We start from the raw sequence: 15408 nt of genomic DNA on the forward strand, positions 1-15408 counted from the left end.
GCATTGGTAGTGACGCTGGAACAGGTCTTCCGCGAGGAATGGGGCCGTGTCCTAGCCACCTTGATCGGCTTCCTCGGCGACTTCGACGTCGCCGAGGAAGCCGCGCAGGAGGCGTTCGCGATCGCCGCCGACCGGTGGGGACACGACGGAGTCCCGAGCAACCCGCGCGCCTGGCTGATGACGACGGCTCGGAACCGAGCGACGGATCGCATCCGCCGCGACCGGACCCTCGCGACCAAATTCGGCCTGCTCGTCGCCGGCAATCGTACGGAGGTGCCGATGAACGCCACGACGTTTCCCGACGAGCGCCTGGAACTCATCTTCACCTGCTGTCACCCGGCGCTCGCGATCGAGGCGCAGGTGGCGCTCACCCTGCGCACCCTTGGCGGGCTCAGCACCGACGAGATCGCCCGTGCCTTCCTGGTGCCGGAGCGCACGATGGCGCAGCGGCTGGTGCGGGCCAAGCGCAAGATCAAAGCAGCGGGGATCCCGTTTCGCGTGCCACCGGTTCACCTGCTCCGCGAGCGGCTCGACGCCGTTCTCGCCGTCGTCTACCTGATCTTCAACGAGGGCTACGGTGGCCGCGACGAGCTGGCGGCGGAGGCGCTCTGGTTGGGACGCGCGCTGGCCGAACTGCTTCCGGACGACCCCGAGGTTCATGGGCTGCTGGCGATGATGCTCTTGCACGACTCCCGTCGCGAGGCGCGGTTCAGCGACGGCGAGCTCGTGCTGCTCGACGATCAGGACCGGTCACGCTGGAACAATGAGCAGATCGCCGCCGGACGCGCGGAGCTCGACCGGGCGATCGCCCTGCGCGGCCGCGGGCCCTATGTCCTGCAGGCCGCCATCGCTTCGTTGCACGCCGAGGTGCCGTGCGACTGGGCGCAGATCGCGGCCCTGTATGGCCGGCTCACCCGCCTGACCGGCTCGCCGATCGTGGAGCTCAACCGCGCCATCGCGGTCGCCGAGGCCGAAGGCCCCGAGGCCGGTCTGCGCATCGTCGACCAACTCGGTCTCGACGACTTCCGCTACCTGCACTCGACCAGGGCCGAACTCTTGCGACGCCTCGGGCGCACCGACGAGGCGCGTGATGCCTATCGACGTGCGAGACAACTCACCGATGACGGCGCCGAACGGCGCTTCCTCGAACGCCGGCTTACGGAACTGGCAGGCAGGACAGGCTCGGGTTAGTCGTTGGAGCATGCCCACCGCCCGTAGATCCACGATTGCGGCGCAACTTACTTGACGGCCGGTTAGTAGCCTTGCTTACCTTACGACAGGTAAGCAAGGAAAGGATCATCGCCATGCCCGTCAAGCAGACCCACACCTTGGACGTGCCCGGTGCCCGCCTCCACTACCAGGTGCGCGGGCAAGGGCCCGCGCTCCTGCTGATCCCCGGGAGCAACGGCGACGCCGACCTGTACGACGCCGTCGCGGACCTGCTCGCCCCTCGTTACACCGTCATCAGCTACGACCGGCGAGGGTTTTCCAGAAGCACCGTCAACGGACCATTCGACAACAGCGCCTGGGGCGATACCCACATCGACGACGCGCGTCGCTTACTACGGGCGGTTGCGAGGGGGCCGGCGCAGGTCTTCGGCAGCAGCGCGGGCGCGGTCATCGGACTCGCTCTGATCAGCCAGAGCCCTGACCTGGTCACCAGGCTGGTCGCCCATGAGCCACCCCTGGCCGAGGTGCTGGCCGATGCCCCCAGGTGGCGGGCGTTCTTCCAGGAGGTGTACGACACCTATGGGCGGGACGGCGTGGAACCGGCGATGCGGATGTTCATGACCGGCATCGGCCTGGACGCGCTCCAGCGACCGGCCGACATCGACCCCGAACTGATCCACCGCCTGTCCGCCAACATCGGCTTCTTCCTTGATCACGAAGTACGGCAGGCACCCGGTTATCGTCCCGATCTGGTGACCCTCGACGCCCAGCGGGAGCGGATCGTGATGGCCGGAGGTCGGGACTCCCGTCAGCACTTCGCCTACCGTCCCAGCCTCGCCTTGGCCGACCGCTGGGGGAAGAGCGTGATCGATTTCCCGGGCGACCACACCGGCTACTGGTCCCAGCCCGCCGAGTTTGCCGCCATCCTCATCAATGTCCTAACCAGAACGACGACCTAGGGAGTTTCTTGGGTTGTGATCAGCATCGGGTTGCCTGGGAACTGGGCCGACGCGTGACGTGTGCTCATACGTTCCGGTCTCAGTAGCCGATCAGCTCCCGGCCGCCGCCTCCAGCACAAAGACGGGGATCACCCGATCGGTCTTCCCCTGGTATTCGGCGTACGGCGGATATGCGGCGACCGCGCGCTCCCACCACTCGGCCTTCTCGTCCCCGGTGATCTCACGGGCCGTCATGTCCTGGCGTACGGGCCCGTCCTGGAGTTCCACGTGCGGGTCGGCCTTGATGTTGAAGTACCAGACCGGGTGGCTCGGGAAACCGCCCTTCGAGGCCACGGCCGCGTACCGTCCCTCGTGCTCCACGCGCATCAGCGGGATCTTGCGGATCTTGCCGCTGTTGGCGCCGCGCGTCGTGAGAATGACGACGGGCAGTCCCGTGTCCCAGAGCGTCGTCCCCTGCGTGCCGTCCGAGCTCTCGTACAGCTCGACCTGTTCGCGCACCCACTGCGCCGGACTCGGCTCGTACTCGCCCTCAAGAGGCATCGCGTCCATCCCATCGTCGCCTACAGATGATGTTGAGCAGTTCAACACGGCCGCCGCGCGGATTCATCCTCACCACACTGCCGACAAGTGTCCCGCCCGGCTTACCCGGCAGGCCCACCAGATGATCACAACCCAAGACACCCCTAGCTAGCTGGCCAAGCGACAAAACGCCAGCTCAGAGCCGGTGAAGCCGTTAAGAAGCGGTATGCGGTGTGGTCACGAAACTGGGGACGAACCGCGACCGCGACGATAATAGAGCTCATGCTCTAGAATGAGGTACTATCACCCTCGGCAAGTGATGTTGGGACGGCCGTGGGGGACATGAACGTTCTACCGGCGTATCTCCCTCGTCCGTAAAGATCACCAAGGAAGCGACAGGGAAGCCAATGCGCAAGCTCAAACAGCGAACAGCACTCATCCTCACCACCGTGGCAATGCTCGCCGGTTCTGTGGCCGTGAGCGGCCCGGCGAACGCCGCATCATCACCGATCGACGCATGCGGCGGCGGCAGTTACCACGTCATCGACAGCCATGACCTTGGCGCAGCCACCATCTACCTGCTCTATAACGGCAGCACCAACTGCGTGGTCACGTGGAAGGACAGCCCGGACAGCACCTGGGTCTCGGCGAGGATAAGTCTTGGAGACTGGGAGTCGGTAAGACTCGACAGTGGTCGCTACTCGACCTATGCCGGTCCGGTGAAGATCAATGCCGCAGGCCGGTGTATCTCGTGGGGCGGTACATACGGGCCCAAGTATTACTATTCACCTCTTGAGCACTGCGGCTGATCAGGGCCGCCTTCGCGCGAATTCCGGTGTCTTAGTTCACCGGGGTTCCGCGGTCGGTAGTCACACGTGAGCCTGTATTTGGGGATTGACCTGGGCGAACGCGTGTGGGGCCGGGAAGGGTCGTGTGCCTACGCCCTCCGCGGTCCGCCGGCGCGCGCCGGCGTGGGCGCCGTGGCAACGGCGATGACCGCGGCATTGGTCTGCATGCCCACCGTTGCCAGGGCCGACGGGCCGTCGATCACGGTGGAGGTGACGCCCACCGGCTCCACGCGCTATTACGAATCCTGCAGCGGTACGGAGACCTGGGGGGTGGCCGACGGCAGGGAGAGCCCCGACTTCGACAAGGGCAATTATCAGGTGTGCAGCTATCCCAGCAGCGACGTGGCGTTCAACCCGTGGGCGAACGGACTGGGCGCCGAGTACAACTCCACCGCGAGGGACCACATTATTGAGCAGTCCCATGGGGAGTGGTTCCCCCGGAACCTGAAGTCCCTCTGCCCATACTGGATGCCCGTCGGCCCGAACCGTTCGGCGCGGATCTCCGAGATCGTGCAGACGTACCAGGTCAAGCTGATCTACAAGTACCCCGATGGAAGCATCCAGATCGTTGACACCACTCAGGGGACGTATTCCGGCAACAAGAGCGTCACGTGGAACCCCAGGTGCTGGACGAGATGACGCCGTAGGAACCTCCAGAATACGTAGGGAAGAGGAGGCGGAAGAAAGGGGGCGCGGGCCGTGAAGGTGGTGCGGCTCGCGCCCGGATGGTCAGGGCGTGATCAGCTATGGATTGCGGTGGTTGACGACCACCTGATCACCCCGGTCGAGATAGGCATGTGCGAGCCCCTCCCCGATACCTGAGGTGCCTCCTGACACGACGATCGTTCTCAAACTGGCTGGGAATCGGGGTGGGACGATGTGGCTCCTGGACGCATCCTGAACGCGGCAATCACTGCGAGGACGACGATCACGGCCATGGCCAGAAAGACATCGGAATAGGCAGCACCGTCTTGCCCGGTATGAAGGGGGTTGAAGGCATCAGTAACGGTTTGCTGTCGCGCGGTCACCAGCACGCCGAGGAGAGCGGGACCGGTGCCGGCGCCGAGGAACTGGGCTCCTTGCAGGATTCCGAGCCCGACGCCGGCCTGGTCGGGCGGAAGCGCACTCGCAGCCGCGCTGATGATCGGGGTCAACACGAAGAAGAAGCCGACACTGAGCCCGAGGATCCCGAGTCCTGCGGGGATCACCGAACTGCCTCCCGCGAAGGTCGAGAGGAACAGGGAGAACAGCCCCACGGCCACCAGCCCCGGCAGCACGAGCAGTCGGGTCGCGATGCGGTCGGCGAGGCGACCGATCAACGGCGAGAGGGCGGCGACCGCGACTCCGGCCGGGATCATCACCAGGGCACCCGCGCCCGGCTCGAGACCGTTGACGTCGACCACGAGCAGCGGAACGAACACCATGCCACCCAGATTGACGACCATGGCCAGGAACGCGACGACGACCGCGGCCCGGTAGATCGGGCTGGCGAACAGTGCGGGCGGGACGAACGGATCCGCGAGGCGGACCGTGCGCCACCCGAACAGCACGAACGCCACCACAGCCACCACGAGGCTGACCCAGGACGACGGGGTCGCGACACCGGCGGCCTGTGCCTGGGTGATCCCGAACAGGATGAGCCCGGCGCCGAGCCCGAGCAGGATGCCACCCGGAAGATCGAAGCGGCCCGCGCCGGCCGGGCGCTCGCCTGGTAGCACGCGCCACGCCGCGGGAACCAGCGCCAGCGCGACGACGAGCATCATCCAGAACAGTGCGGGCCAGCCGAGGAACTGGCCGATCCCACCACCGATGGCCGGTCCTGCGGCGGTACCGATCCCGGTGGCCGCGGACACGACGCCGATCCCCATCCCTCGCTTGTCCTCAGGCATCAGCCTGGTGACGGCGATGATCGACAGCACGGGCAACCCGGCCGCGCCCACCCCCATCACGATCCGTCCGAGCACGAGCACCAGGAGCCCCGGCGCAAGCGCGGAGATCAGGCTCCCCGCGGCGTAAGTCACCAAAGCGAAGCAGAACAGACGCCGCAGACTGACCCGGTCAGAGATGCGGCCGTAGAACGGGATGCCGACCGAGAACATCAGCAGGAAACCGGTGACCACCCAGGCGAGCTCGGCCTCTGAAGCCCCGAACTCCTCACCGATCGAGGGGAGCATCAGATTGACCATGTCACTGGCGACGACCGTGGCGAGCATCGCCGGCATCAACACAGCCAGCAGTGCCGGCACAGAACCGGTTCGTCCTGTTCTGCTCGATGTGATTGTCATTCGGCGTCCCTCCGCGCGGCCATTACTGCCACCAGATTGGTTACAGTTAAGGTTAAGAGAAACGGCGGAGACGTCCTCTCCGCCGTTATCCGGCTACCGGTGCCGTGCCGCCGGTTTGCGCTCTTTGGTCAGCACCTGATGGACCAGGTGGGCGATGGTCGTCTGACCCAGGCGCTCCTGCATGGCCTGTTCGGCCTCCCGGAACTCCGTCTCAAGGAGGGTCTGCATGTGGCGGCCGACCTCGCACGCGTCGCTGGGTGGATGGGCGTGCCGCGACAGGAACGGCCCTGCCTCTACGGCGACAAGCGCGTCGTAGAGCGTGATCTCACGAGCGGGACGAGCAAGCGACCATCCGCCCCCGCGGCCTTCCGTCGACCACACCAGACCCGCGTCCCGCAGGCTGCCGAGGATGCGTCGCACGAGTACGGGATTGCTCGCCAGACTGTCGGCGATCTCGGTCGAGGTCAGCGAGCGATCCCAGCGACCCAACATCGTGAGCGCATGAATCGCGACAGCACTCCTACTGCTGAGGCTCACTGCTCTCACCCTTCGGCCGACATCCGCAATACTGCAATCAAACTAGTTGCGGTATGGCTACCCGTCAATCCCGGGTCGTAAGAACACGAGGCCTCGCGGTGATGACAACCGCGCCGCCCCAGAGCCTCGACCTCCTTGTCCACCTCGCCGCGGGCTGATGATCCGCCGATGCGGCGTTCGTCGACCCGGCCGCGGTGGCCCGCCTCCCCGAACGGTTCGGGGTACCCCCGGCGTCATACTCGGTTGCAGTCCTTCGACGACTGTGAGGTGAACGATGCCGGGCACCGTGCTCCGCCACGCTTTTCACGTTCCTGCTCCGCCGCCCGTGGTGCTCGCGCACCTCAGCGAGCCGTCGAACTACGTCGGCTTGTCGCCGCTCGTGGTGGCGGTACGCGACGTGCGCCGGGCGCCCGGCAAGATCCGGTTCGTGGCCGTGGAGCGGTTCCGCTTCTTCGGTTTCGCGAAGTACGACAACCTGATCGAGGTGACGTTACGCGCCACCGAGGACGGTATCGAGGGCGAGGTGGACAGCCCGGGCGGAGTGCGGCTCGACTATCGGTTCGGGCTGACCGCGGTCGGCATGGGGACCGCGGTCGAGGACGTGCTGACGGTGCACGCGAGACTGGGCCCGGTGCTGCGGTACGCCGTCCGCAAGGCCCGCCAGGTGCAGGTCGCCCGCGCGGACATCCTCGTCGGCCGAGCTCCAACGCTGATGTGAACGGTTGCCCGGGTAGGGACGGCCGGTCGTGTCAGGTCTCCGGTTTGAGCTCCTGAAGGATGGCCTGACCGGCTGTGCGGTGTTCGGCGGCCGTGGGCGGGTCGCTCTCGTCGAGGACCGCGGCGATCCCCTCGTGGGCCAGGGCCTCCGCGTACCGGTATCCCAGTTTCGGGGCCAGCTCCAGCGCCTGCCGGTGCAGGCGCAGGGCCTCCTCGGGCAGGCCCGCCAGCCGGCAGGTCTCGGCGTAGCCGTTGAGGAAATGGATCTTCCAATGCTCCTCGAACAGCTCGTCCAGCAGCGTGAACGCCTGACGGTGGCTCGCGAGCGCCTCCTCGTACCGGCCCATCTGCCGTAGCGCGACGCCCATGCAGTTGAGGCACCACGCCTCGTTGTGCTTGTGGCTGTCCTCGCGGGCCAGCGTCAGCGCCTGTTCCAGGTGCTCCAGCGCCTCGCCGGGCGCCTCGGGGGCGATGGCCACGCCGAGGGTGATCCTGGCCGTCAGCGTGGGTGGCCACGCGGGGTCGGCGTGCGGCATGTCCAGCGCCACGCGGGCCAGCCGCGCCGCCTCCTCGCGGTGTCCCAGCTGCAGCATCGCCCAGGCCTCGTACGCGGTCGCATGGACCGTGCCCATCGGGCAGCCGGCGTCCGCGTACAGCTTGCCGGCCAGCCGGAAGAGGTCGAGCGGCTCCTCGACGTAGCCCTCGTCCCACCTCAGGTAGCCGCGGCGCATGGTCAGCTCGGCCTCCGACCTGGTGTCCCCGGTCTGGGTCACCAGCGGCGCCGCCGCCTCGTACGCGGCCTCCGCCTCCGCCATCCGGCCCGCGTTGTACCGGGCGAAGCCCAGGTCGCTGTGCGCCTCGGCCAGCTGTACCGGATCGCCCAGGCGCTGCGCGGCCACCAGCGACCGCTCGAACAGGACGTTGAGGTGCGTCGTGCCGCAGCGCCGCGCGAAGAACGCCCGCATGAAGCGCGGCAGCTCGCACACGTGCGTGTCGGCTCCGGCCGCGACGGCCGCCTCGAAGACGGCCATCAGGTTGGTGTACTCGGTGGCGAACCAGTAGAGGGCCGCGTGCTTGCCGGCGAACCGCGGCAGCTCGGCCGGGGGCCGGCCCGCGGAGACCTCCCGGACGGGGGACAGGTACGACATCGCGGCGTCACCGGCGGCCGCCGCGTGCACGTAGTAGTCGAGCACCCGGCCCAGCGCCTGCTCCAGGTCCGCCGGTGAGTCCTGCTCGGCGGCGGCCCGGCGCGCGTGCTGGCGCACCAGGTCGTGCAGGCGGTAGCGGCCGGCCGCCGGCTGCTGGACCAGGTGCGCGTCGAGCAGGTCCTCCAGCATCGCCCGGGCGCTGCGCAGCGGTATGTCCGCCAGCGCCGCCGCCACGTACTCGTCGAAGGTCGAGCCGGGCATCAGGCCCAGCAACCGGAAGAAGCGGCGCTGCGTCCGGTCCAGCTGCCGTACGGACATGGCGAACGCCGTGTCGAACTCGGTGGCCCCCTCCGCCATCCGCTCGACGAGGATGCCCACGGTCCAGCCCGGCCGGTGCCGCAGCCGGGCCGCGGCCAGCCGCAGGGCCAGCGGCAGCTGGCCGCACAGCCGTACCACCTCGGCGGCGGACTCCGGGTCGCGGGCCAGCCGGCTGTCGGGCCCGCCCGGGTCGCCGCTGGCGCGGGCCAGCAGCTCGGCGCTCTCCTGCGGGGTCAGCACGTCCAGCGACACCGGGGGCACCTCGTCCAGGCCCAGCAGCCGGTTGCGGCTGGTGATCAGGGCCACGGAGGGGCCGGCGCCGGGCAGCAGCGGGCGGACCTGGTCGGCGTCGGCGACGTTGTCGAGGACCACGACGGCCCGCCGGTGGGCCAGCTCGGAGCGCCAGCAGGCGGCCAGCGGCTCGATGCCGCCCTCCTGCGGGATCTTCTCCGAGGGGACGTCGAGGGCGGCGAGCAGGGCCCGCAGCGCGGGATCGGGACCGAGCGGCTCCCGTCCGGCGGTGAACCCGTGCAGGTCCAGGTAGAGCTGGGCGTCGGGGTAGTCGGCGCCGAGCCGGTGCGCGGCGTGCACCGCCAGGCAGGTCTTGCCGACGCCCGCCATGCCGTCGATGGCGACCACCCGGCTGCTGTCCACGCCGGCGAGCACGGCGGCGAGCTGGGCTTCGCGTCCGGTGAAGTCGGGCACGTCGCGCGGCAGGTCGTTGCGGGGCGGGCGCGGAGCTCCCGCGGGTGGCGACGGGGGCTGGACCTGGCGGCTGGTCTTCGGGGGAGCCGGCAGGGGGTTGGAGGCCCGTTCCCACAGGGGGCGCAGCGGGCGGGGGTCACGTTTGAGGAGGCGGCAGAGCGCGACCACGGCGGGCCAGGGTGGCAACGTCTGGCCGCTGAGGTAGCGCGACAGTGACGACGAGCTGAGGCCGGCGTCCCGGGCCAGGGCCCGCACGCCGCGCTCCGACAGCTCCTGGAGCAGGCGCAGGCGGGCGGCCAGCTCGTCCTTCGGGTCGGCCTTCGCTGCCGTCTGGTGCACAGCCACCGTTCCCTGTCTTTCTGTCCCACACCGGCGGAAACTTCTCGAAGGCGGTCACCGCTGGTCAGAGCCATATCAACTGTCCCAGAGTGTCCCATGGACGTCGTCATCGTAGCCCTCCACAGGCTGTCATGGAGTCACGCCCCCGAGGGAACGGGGCACAGACCTGAAAGAGGAAAACCCGATGCAGTCCCGTATGCAGAACCCCGCCGTCATCCTGTCCGGCGCGATGCAGCCCATTCAGGACATCTTCAAGGCCGTGCACTCCGGCGGGGTCGAGGGGCAGACGCTGGAGCTGGTGCACCTGCGGGTCAGCCAGATCAACGGCTGCAGCGCCTGCGTGGACGGCGGCGTCAAGACGGCCCGCAAGGCCGGGGTGAGCGAGGAGAAGCTGGCCACGGTCGCCGCCTGGCGGGAGACCCCGTACTTCACCGATGAGGAGCGGGCGGCGCTCGCGCTGGCCGAGGCCGCCACCCGGCTGGCCGACCGCGCCGACGCGGTCAACGACGAGGTCTGGGACAGCGCCGCCACCTACTTCGACGAGAAGCAGCTGGCCGCGATCGTCCTGATGATCGGCGTCACCAACATGTTCAACCGGCTCAACGCCACCACCCGGCAGATCGCCGGCGCGTGGGGGTAGGGCACGCCGGTCCCCGGGCGACATCCACTGATCCGTCGCCCGGGGCCACCCAGCAAGACAGATGGCTCGCAGACAAGGAGATTCTCACCATGAGCGAAACGAAGAAGGCCACCAAGAGCACCGCGGCCGCCGGCAAGTTCGACGGGTTCACCGACGACGAACGGGCCGCGATGAAGGAGCACGCCCAGGAGCTGAAGAAGGCCGCGCGCCGCGGTTCGGGCGCGAAGGCCGACACGGAGCGGGACGTGCTCGAGAAGATCGCCGAGATGGCGGAGGCGGACCGGGCCATCGCCGAGCGGATCCACGCCATCGTCAAGGCCGACGCCCCGTCCCTGACGGCGAAGCTCTGGTACGGGCAGCCCGCCTACGCGAAGGACGGCAAGATCGTCTGCTTCTTCCAGCCCGCCCAGAAGTTCAAGACGAGGTACGCGACCCTCGGCTTCAACGACCCGGCGAACCTCGACGACGGCACCATGTGGCCGACCGCCTTCGCGCTGACGGAGCTGACCGCCGAGGGCGAGGCGAGGATCAGCGCGCTCGTGAAGCGGGCGGCGAGCTGAGGACTCCCCAGCTCCCACCCGCCGAAGCGAAGGGGATGCGCGTCACGTCCGACGATCGGCTCGACGGGGTCAGTTGCCGAGCCGATACGACGACGCACCTCACGGGTGGAGGAACGCGGGCATCGAGAAGAAGACGATCATGGCGATCGCCACGCAGATCAGGAACCCGACGACCTCCCAGGCCCAGTCGAAGTGCCGGTCCTGGCGGCGGCGGGGCTTCTCGGGCCGGGCCGTGTACTCCGGGCGCTTCTTGGGCACCGGACGGGCGCGGACCGGGCGCGGAGCCAGGAGAGAGGGCTCCGGGGCCGGCGAGGCGAAGGTCCCTTGGGGTTCCTCGTCAGGTGGAGCAGGGGTTCTCCTGCTCGATGAGGAGGAGGGCCTGGGGAGGGTGGGAGGCTTCGGGGGCGCCTTGTCGTACAGGGGCAGGCGGTAGACCGGTTCGGCGGGCCTCACGGGCTCGGCCGGCTTGGGGGACTTGGCGGGCTTGGTGCGCCTGGCAGACTTGGGGCGGGGGCGGAAGAGGGGCGCCGCGTCGCGGGCCGGCTCGTTCGTCCGCGGCGGCTGCTGGAGCGGGCGGGCGGGGCCCTTGTGCACCAGTACGTCGGGGTGCGGGTCCCTGGGGGCCAGGATGTCGCCGTCGTCGTCCGATAACGGCCTCGGGACATCTCTGGGCAGGATCACGTCGCCGGTCGCGAAGGGCTCAGGGGTGTCCCTGGGTAAGATCACGTCGCCGGTCGCGAAGGGTTCCAGACCGCCGAAAGGTTCGTCGGGCGGGTCCTGGAAGAACGGATGGATGTAAGGCGGCACTGGGGTCCTCCCTGTGAAGGGTGGAGCTGTGTGTGGTGTGCCGGGCTGGTCGGGCCGTGCGCCGTCCACCGCCGCCAGAGGATCTCTGAGAGACGGGGTGGGGCCCAGCGGATCGTGCAGACGCTGGGCGGAGGCCAACGGGTCCCTGAGGGGGGAGCGGGCGGTCGAGGCCGTGCCGTCTCCGAAGAAGGAGACCGGAGTCGAGGTCCGGCCGTCTCCGAAGAACGAGCGTGGCGTTGAGGTCGGGGCTTCTCCGAAGGGGACGTGCGAGGCCGGGAATTCTCCGCGGCGCGGTGCGGACTCCGGGGAGTTGTTCAGCTTGGGCATCGGGGCCGTGGTGGCGGCGTGCTCGGGCACGTGCGACGGCGACGGCGGCGTCAGCAGCTCGGCCGGGAAGATGACCGTGCTGGTCGCCGGGTCCCCGTCAGCCAGGGGCTGGGGCCACATCGGCGGGCTGGGCCAGCGGGGCTTGACGAAGAGAGGGCCGGGGCTGGCGGAACGGGAGCCCGCGAAGTGGATCCGGAGGGCTCCGGGCGGCTGCGCCCAGGGGAGGCGGCCGATGATGTCGGCGAGCGGGGCCACGCCCAGGGCGCCGTACACGTCCGCCACCGGCTTGGGCACGCGGACCCCGGTGGAGGACAGCGCCGTCACCAAGGCGTGCCGGAAGTGGTGGGCCGCCCCCACCGCCAGTTCCTCGGCGGTGTCGGGGGCGACGTCGAGTACCCACGCCAGCTCCGCCTTGCTCATCCCGCAGACCGCGCACAGCACCAGCACTTCACGCTGGTGTGGTCGCAGCTCGCGGAAGGTGCGCTCGACGAGGGCGGAGGCGGGGTCGATCAGCGGATCGACGGAGGGGGGCGCGAAGACGATGTCCCGCCGGTGGATCTCGCGGCGGGCGAACGCGTAGAGAGCGGCGCGAGGCGCTTCGGCGGCGGAGGGAACGCCGGCGACGCTGGAGAACAAGGTCACCAGTACGTCGGACGCGGAGCCTAGGTCGCCGAGCTGGTCAGCGCAGTACGCGAACAGCCCAGCGGCATGGCGGTCGTAGAGCTCTGCGATCAACTCGGCGCGTCGGCGCTGATCGGTGAGCGGCTGAGACACGGGGCCGGATCCTCTTGCTGTGAGCGGACGCTGAGGGTGAGGGGTGCGGGGCTGAAGTTCGTGAATTTCGTTCGGGGTGTTCGTCAGGACTTTGTGGAGGTATAGGTCAGAAGTTCGTGGAGGTAATCATGCCAAGACACCACGGTCCGGCGCACTACCACTTCAACATTTGGGGTAAATATCCAGCTCAACTGAAGCGTTTCAGCTGGATCCCAGGACGACACGGTGGTCCGGATCGCCGTAGTCTGTGCTGCGATAGATCATGCGGCGGTCGTGGCACGGGGGCTGCGGCCCCTGCCACAGAAGCCTGAAGCGAGAGTTCGCGCGTGATCACATTCGACGCTGTCACCAAACGCTACCCAGACGGAACGGTCGCCGTGGACCGTCTCGACCTCGAGGCGCCCACGGGAGAGATCACCGTGCTCGTCGGCCCCTCGGGCTGCGGAAAAACCACATCCCTCCGGATGATCAACCGGATGATCGACGCCTCCGAGGGCCAGATCCTCCTCGACGGCACGCCGGTGCAGGGCATCGACCCGCCGACGCTGCGACGCGGCATCGGGTACGTCATCCAGCAAGCCGGCCTGTTCCCGCATCGCAAGATCGTCGACAACATCGCCACGGTCCCGTACCTGCTCGGCTGGGACAAGAAGAAGGCCCGCGCCAGAGCCATGGAGCTGCTCGAACGGGTCGGCCTCGACCCGGCGCTGGCCGGTCGCTACCCCTTCCAGCTCTCGGGCGGGCAGCAGCAGCGCGTGGGCGTGGCCAGGGCGCTGGCCGCCGACCCGCCCGTGCTGCTCATGGACGAGCCGTTCAGCGCGGTCGACCCCATCGTGCGCACGAGCCTGCAGGACGAGCTGCTCAGGCTCCAGTCCGAGCTGAACAAGACCATCGTGTTCGTCACGCACGACATCGACGAGGCCATCAAGCTGGGCGACCGCGTGGCGGTGCTGCGGGTGGGCGGCAAGCTGGCGCAGCTCGCCGCTCCCAAGACGCTGCTGTCCGAGCCGGCCGACGACTTCGTGAAGGAGTTCCTGGGGCACGACCGGGGGATCCGGCGGCTGCAGTTCATCTCGACGGGTGGGCTGCGGCTGCGTACCGACCTGACCGACACCGCGGACGACCCGTGGCGGCTGGTCATGGAGGACGGCAGGCCGACCGGGTGGGTCTCCCGGGAGCGGCCCGACGAGCTGGAGCCGTACGGGACGTTCGTGTACGGGCGCGACTCCATGCGCACGGCCCTCGACGCGGCGCTGCTGTCGCCGTCCGGCTGCGCGGTGGCCGTGGACGAGCAGGGCAAGGTCGTCGGCGTGGCCACCAGGGAGACGCTCGACAAGGCGCTCTCGGAGGCGGCAGATGGCTGACGGCCCTCCTTCCATATGGGAATGGATCGGGCGTAACTGGGATACCGGCCGGGTCGACAGCATCAAGAACCTGCTCCTCGACCACCTGACCATGTCCCTCGTGCCGATCCTGTTCGCGCTGGTCGTCGCGCTGCCGCTGGGGCTGGCCTGCGTGCGCTGGCGCTGGCTCTACCAGCCGACCGCCGGCTTCATGAACGTCGTCTACGCGCTCCCCTCACTGCCGGTCTTCATGCTGCTGATCTCGGTGACCGGGCTGTCGCAGACCACGGTGATCATCCCGCTGACCTTCTACGGCATGGCCGTGCTGATCCCGGCCGTCGTGGACGGGCTCGGCTCGGTGCCCGACCACGTGCGGCAGTCGGCGATCGCGATGGGGTTCACGCCGCTGCGCAGGCTGCTCGCGGTCGAGCTGCCGATCGCCGTCCCGGTGGTGCTGGCGGGCCTGCGGGTGGTCGCGGTCTCCAGCATCAGCCTGGTCAGCGTGGGTGCGCTGATCGGGCAGGGCGGGCTCGGCGGGCTGTTCACGCGGGCGTACCAGAACCCGTTCATGCCGCCGGTGATCGTCGGGATCGTGCTGATCGTGGCGCTGGCGCTGGTCGCCGACGGGCTGCTGGTGCTGGCGCAGCGGCTGCTCACTCCATGGGTACGGGCCCGAAGGGGGCAGGGATCGTGAGCTGGCTCACCGACTTCTTCGGCTGGCTGGCCGACTTCTTCGGCAACGGCGCCAACTGGTCCGGCCCCGACGGCATCCCCATGCGCCTGCTGGAGCACCTGGAGTTCTCGGCCCTGGCGCTGGTCCTGGCCGTGGTGATCGCGGTGCCGCTGGGGCTGCTGATCGGCCACACGGGCCGGGGCGAGGTGCTGGTCGCCGTCACCGCGAACCTGGCCAGGGCGCTGCCCACGCTGGGCCTGCTGGTGATGTTCGTGCTGCTGCTGGGCACGGCGTCCAGCTTGCCGGTGATCGTCCCGCTGGTGCTGCTGTCGGTGCCGCCGATCCTGGTGAACACGTTCGAGGGCATCAAGGGCGTAGATCCCGAGCTGCGCGACGCCGCGTACGGGATGGGGCTGCGCGGCGGGCAGGTGCTCGGGCGGGTGCTCGTCCCGGTCGCGCTGCCGCTGATCCTGCTGGGATGCCGGCTGTCGGCGATCCAGGTCGTGGCCACCACGACCGTCGCCGCCTACACCGGGCTCGGTGGTTTGGGGCGGTTCGTGATCGACGGTTTCGCGACGAAGGATTACGCGAGCGTCGTCGGCGGTTCAGTACTGATTGTGCTGTTTGCCCTGATGGTCCAGATATTGTTCACGCTTGCCCAGAGGGTGACGGTCTCCCCGGGCGTGAGCCAGCGGCTGAAGGTCCGATAGTCTCCTGTATTACCTCCCGCTTAGAAGGG

General features: G+C 68.8%; 15 protein-coding genes. 10 read left to right on the top strand and 5 right to left on the bottom strand.

Annotation, left to right across the window (positions count from 1 at the left end; all coding sequences use genetic code 11):
• The first annotated feature begins 9 nt into the window (after nt 1–9).
• Together ABZX61_RS48185 and ABZX61_RS48190 are read left to right on the top strand one after the other, a co-directional pair.
• Nucleotides 10–1191 (top strand): DUF6596 domain-containing protein, encoded by a 1182-nt coding sequence (locus ABZX61_RS48185; RefSeq protein WP_355205279.1) that lies wholly within the window; start codon nt 10–12, stop codon nt 1189–1191.
• A 113-nt stretch (nt 1192–1304) separates the two neighbouring features.
• Nucleotides 1305–2129, top strand: coding sequence for an alpha/beta hydrolase (locus ABZX61_RS48190; RefSeq protein ID WP_355205282.1), 825 nt, complete (start codon nt 1305–1307; stop codon nt 2127–2129).
• Between the two features lie 90 nt (nt 2130–2219).
• Here the strand turns inward: ABZX61_RS48190 and ABZX61_RS48195 are convergent, their stop codons facing one another.
• Nucleotides 2220–2669 carry a nitroreductase family deazaflavin-dependent oxidoreductase gene (locus ABZX61_RS48195; protein WP_355205285.1) on the bottom strand — a complete coding sequence of 150 codons (450 nt, stop codon included), beginning with the start codon at nt 2667–2669 and terminating at the stop codon, nt 2220–2222.
• 386 nt (nt 2670–3055) lie between these two features.
• Here ABZX61_RS48195 and ABZX61_RS48200 point away from each other — a divergent pair, with 386 nt between their 5' ends.
• Nucleotides 3056–3457, top strand: coding sequence for a hypothetical protein (locus ABZX61_RS48200; RefSeq protein WP_350729431.1), 402 nt, complete (start codon nt 3056–3058; stop codon nt 3455–3457).
• Between the two features lie 204 nt (nt 3458–3661).
• Nucleotides 3662–4135 carry a hypothetical protein gene (locus ABZX61_RS48205; RefSeq protein ID WP_355205288.1) on the top strand — a complete coding sequence of 158 codons (474 nt, stop codon included), beginning with the start codon at nt 3662–3664 and terminating at the stop codon, nt 4133–4135.
• A gap of 209 nt (nt 4136–4344) precedes the next feature.
• Here ABZX61_RS48205 and ABZX61_RS48210 read toward each other — a convergent pair whose 3' ends face one another.
• The gene (locus tag ABZX61_RS48210) at nt 4345–5742 is read right to left on the bottom strand and encodes an MFS transporter (RefSeq protein ID WP_355205290.1); all 1398 of its coding nucleotides are present in this window, start codon (nt 5740–5742) and stop codon (nt 4345–4347) included.
• Between the two features lie 132 nt (nt 5743–5874).
• Nucleotides 5875–6318, bottom strand: a complete 444-nt coding sequence (locus tag ABZX61_RS48215; RefSeq protein ID WP_355205293.1) for an Rrf2 family transcriptional regulator — start codon at nt 6316–6318, stop codon at nt 5875–5877.
• A gap of 274 nt (nt 6319–6592) precedes the next feature.
• On the opposite strand from ABZX61_RS48215, the gene ABZX61_RS48220 reads away from it, so the two are divergent.
• Nucleotides 6593–7036 carry an SRPBCC family protein gene (locus ABZX61_RS48220; RefSeq protein ID WP_355205296.1) on the top strand — a complete coding sequence of 148 codons (444 nt, stop codon included), beginning with the start codon at nt 6593–6595 and terminating at the stop codon, nt 7034–7036.
• Between the two features lie 31 nt (nt 7037–7067).
• On the opposite strand, the gene ABZX61_RS48225 is transcribed toward ABZX61_RS48220, so the two are convergent.
• Nucleotides 7068–9545: a tetratricopeptide repeat protein gene (locus ABZX61_RS48225; RefSeq protein WP_355205299.1), complete on the bottom strand. Its 2478-nt coding sequence runs from the start codon at nt 9543–9545 to the stop codon at nt 7068–7070.
• A 184-nt stretch (nt 9546–9729) separates the two neighbouring features.
• Here ABZX61_RS48225 and ABZX61_RS48230 point away from each other — a divergent pair, with 184 nt between their 5' ends.
• The gene (locus ABZX61_RS48230) at nt 9730–10185 is read left to right on the top strand and encodes a carboxymuconolactone decarboxylase family protein (protein WP_350729440.1); all 456 of its coding nucleotides are present in this window, start codon (nt 9730–9732) and stop codon (nt 10183–10185) included.
• Between the two features lie 89 nt (nt 10186–10274).
• The gene (locus ABZX61_RS48235) at nt 10275–10745 is read left to right on the top strand and encodes a hypothetical protein (RefSeq protein ID WP_355205302.1); all 471 of its coding nucleotides are present in this window, start codon (nt 10275–10277) and stop codon (nt 10743–10745) included.
• A 99-nt stretch (nt 10746–10844) separates the two neighbouring features.
• Here the strand turns inward: ABZX61_RS48235 and ABZX61_RS48240 are convergent, their stop codons facing one another.
• On the bottom strand, nt 10845–12653 hold the full coding sequence (locus ABZX61_RS48240) for a hypothetical protein (RefSeq protein ID WP_355205304.1): 1809 nt from the start codon (nt 12651–12653) through the stop codon (nt 10845–10847).
• Nucleotides 12654–12979: 326 nt separating this feature from the next.
• Here ABZX61_RS48240 and ABZX61_RS48245 point away from each other — a divergent pair, with 326 nt between their 5' ends.
• The 3 genes from ABZX61_RS48245 to ABZX61_RS48255 are packed head-to-tail and all read left to right on the top strand — an operon-like array spanning nt 12980 to nt 15379.
• Entirely contained in the window at nt 12980–14017 is a 1038-nt protein-coding gene (locus tag ABZX61_RS48245) for an ABC transporter ATP-binding protein (RefSeq protein WP_355205306.1), read from the top strand.
• On the top strand, nt 14010–14690 hold the full coding sequence (locus ABZX61_RS48250; protein ID WP_350729446.1) for an ABC transporter permease: 681 nt from the start codon (nt 14010–14012) through the stop codon (nt 14688–14690). Before ABZX61_RS48245 ends, ABZX61_RS48250 begins: the two co-directional genes overlap by 8 nt.
• Nucleotides 14687–15379, top strand: coding sequence for an ABC transporter permease (locus ABZX61_RS48255; protein ID WP_355205310.1), 693 nt, complete (start codon nt 14687–14689; stop codon nt 15377–15379). Before ABZX61_RS48250 ends, ABZX61_RS48255 begins: the two co-directional genes overlap by 4 nt.
• Nucleotides 15380–15408 lie beyond the last annotated feature (29 nt).

Origin of the sequence: Nonomuraea sp. NPDC003709, from assembly GCF_040610775.1 — a bacterium.
Lineage (GTDB): Bacteria > Actinomycetota > Actinomycetes > Streptosporangiales > Streptosporangiaceae > Nonomuraea > Nonomuraea angiospora_A.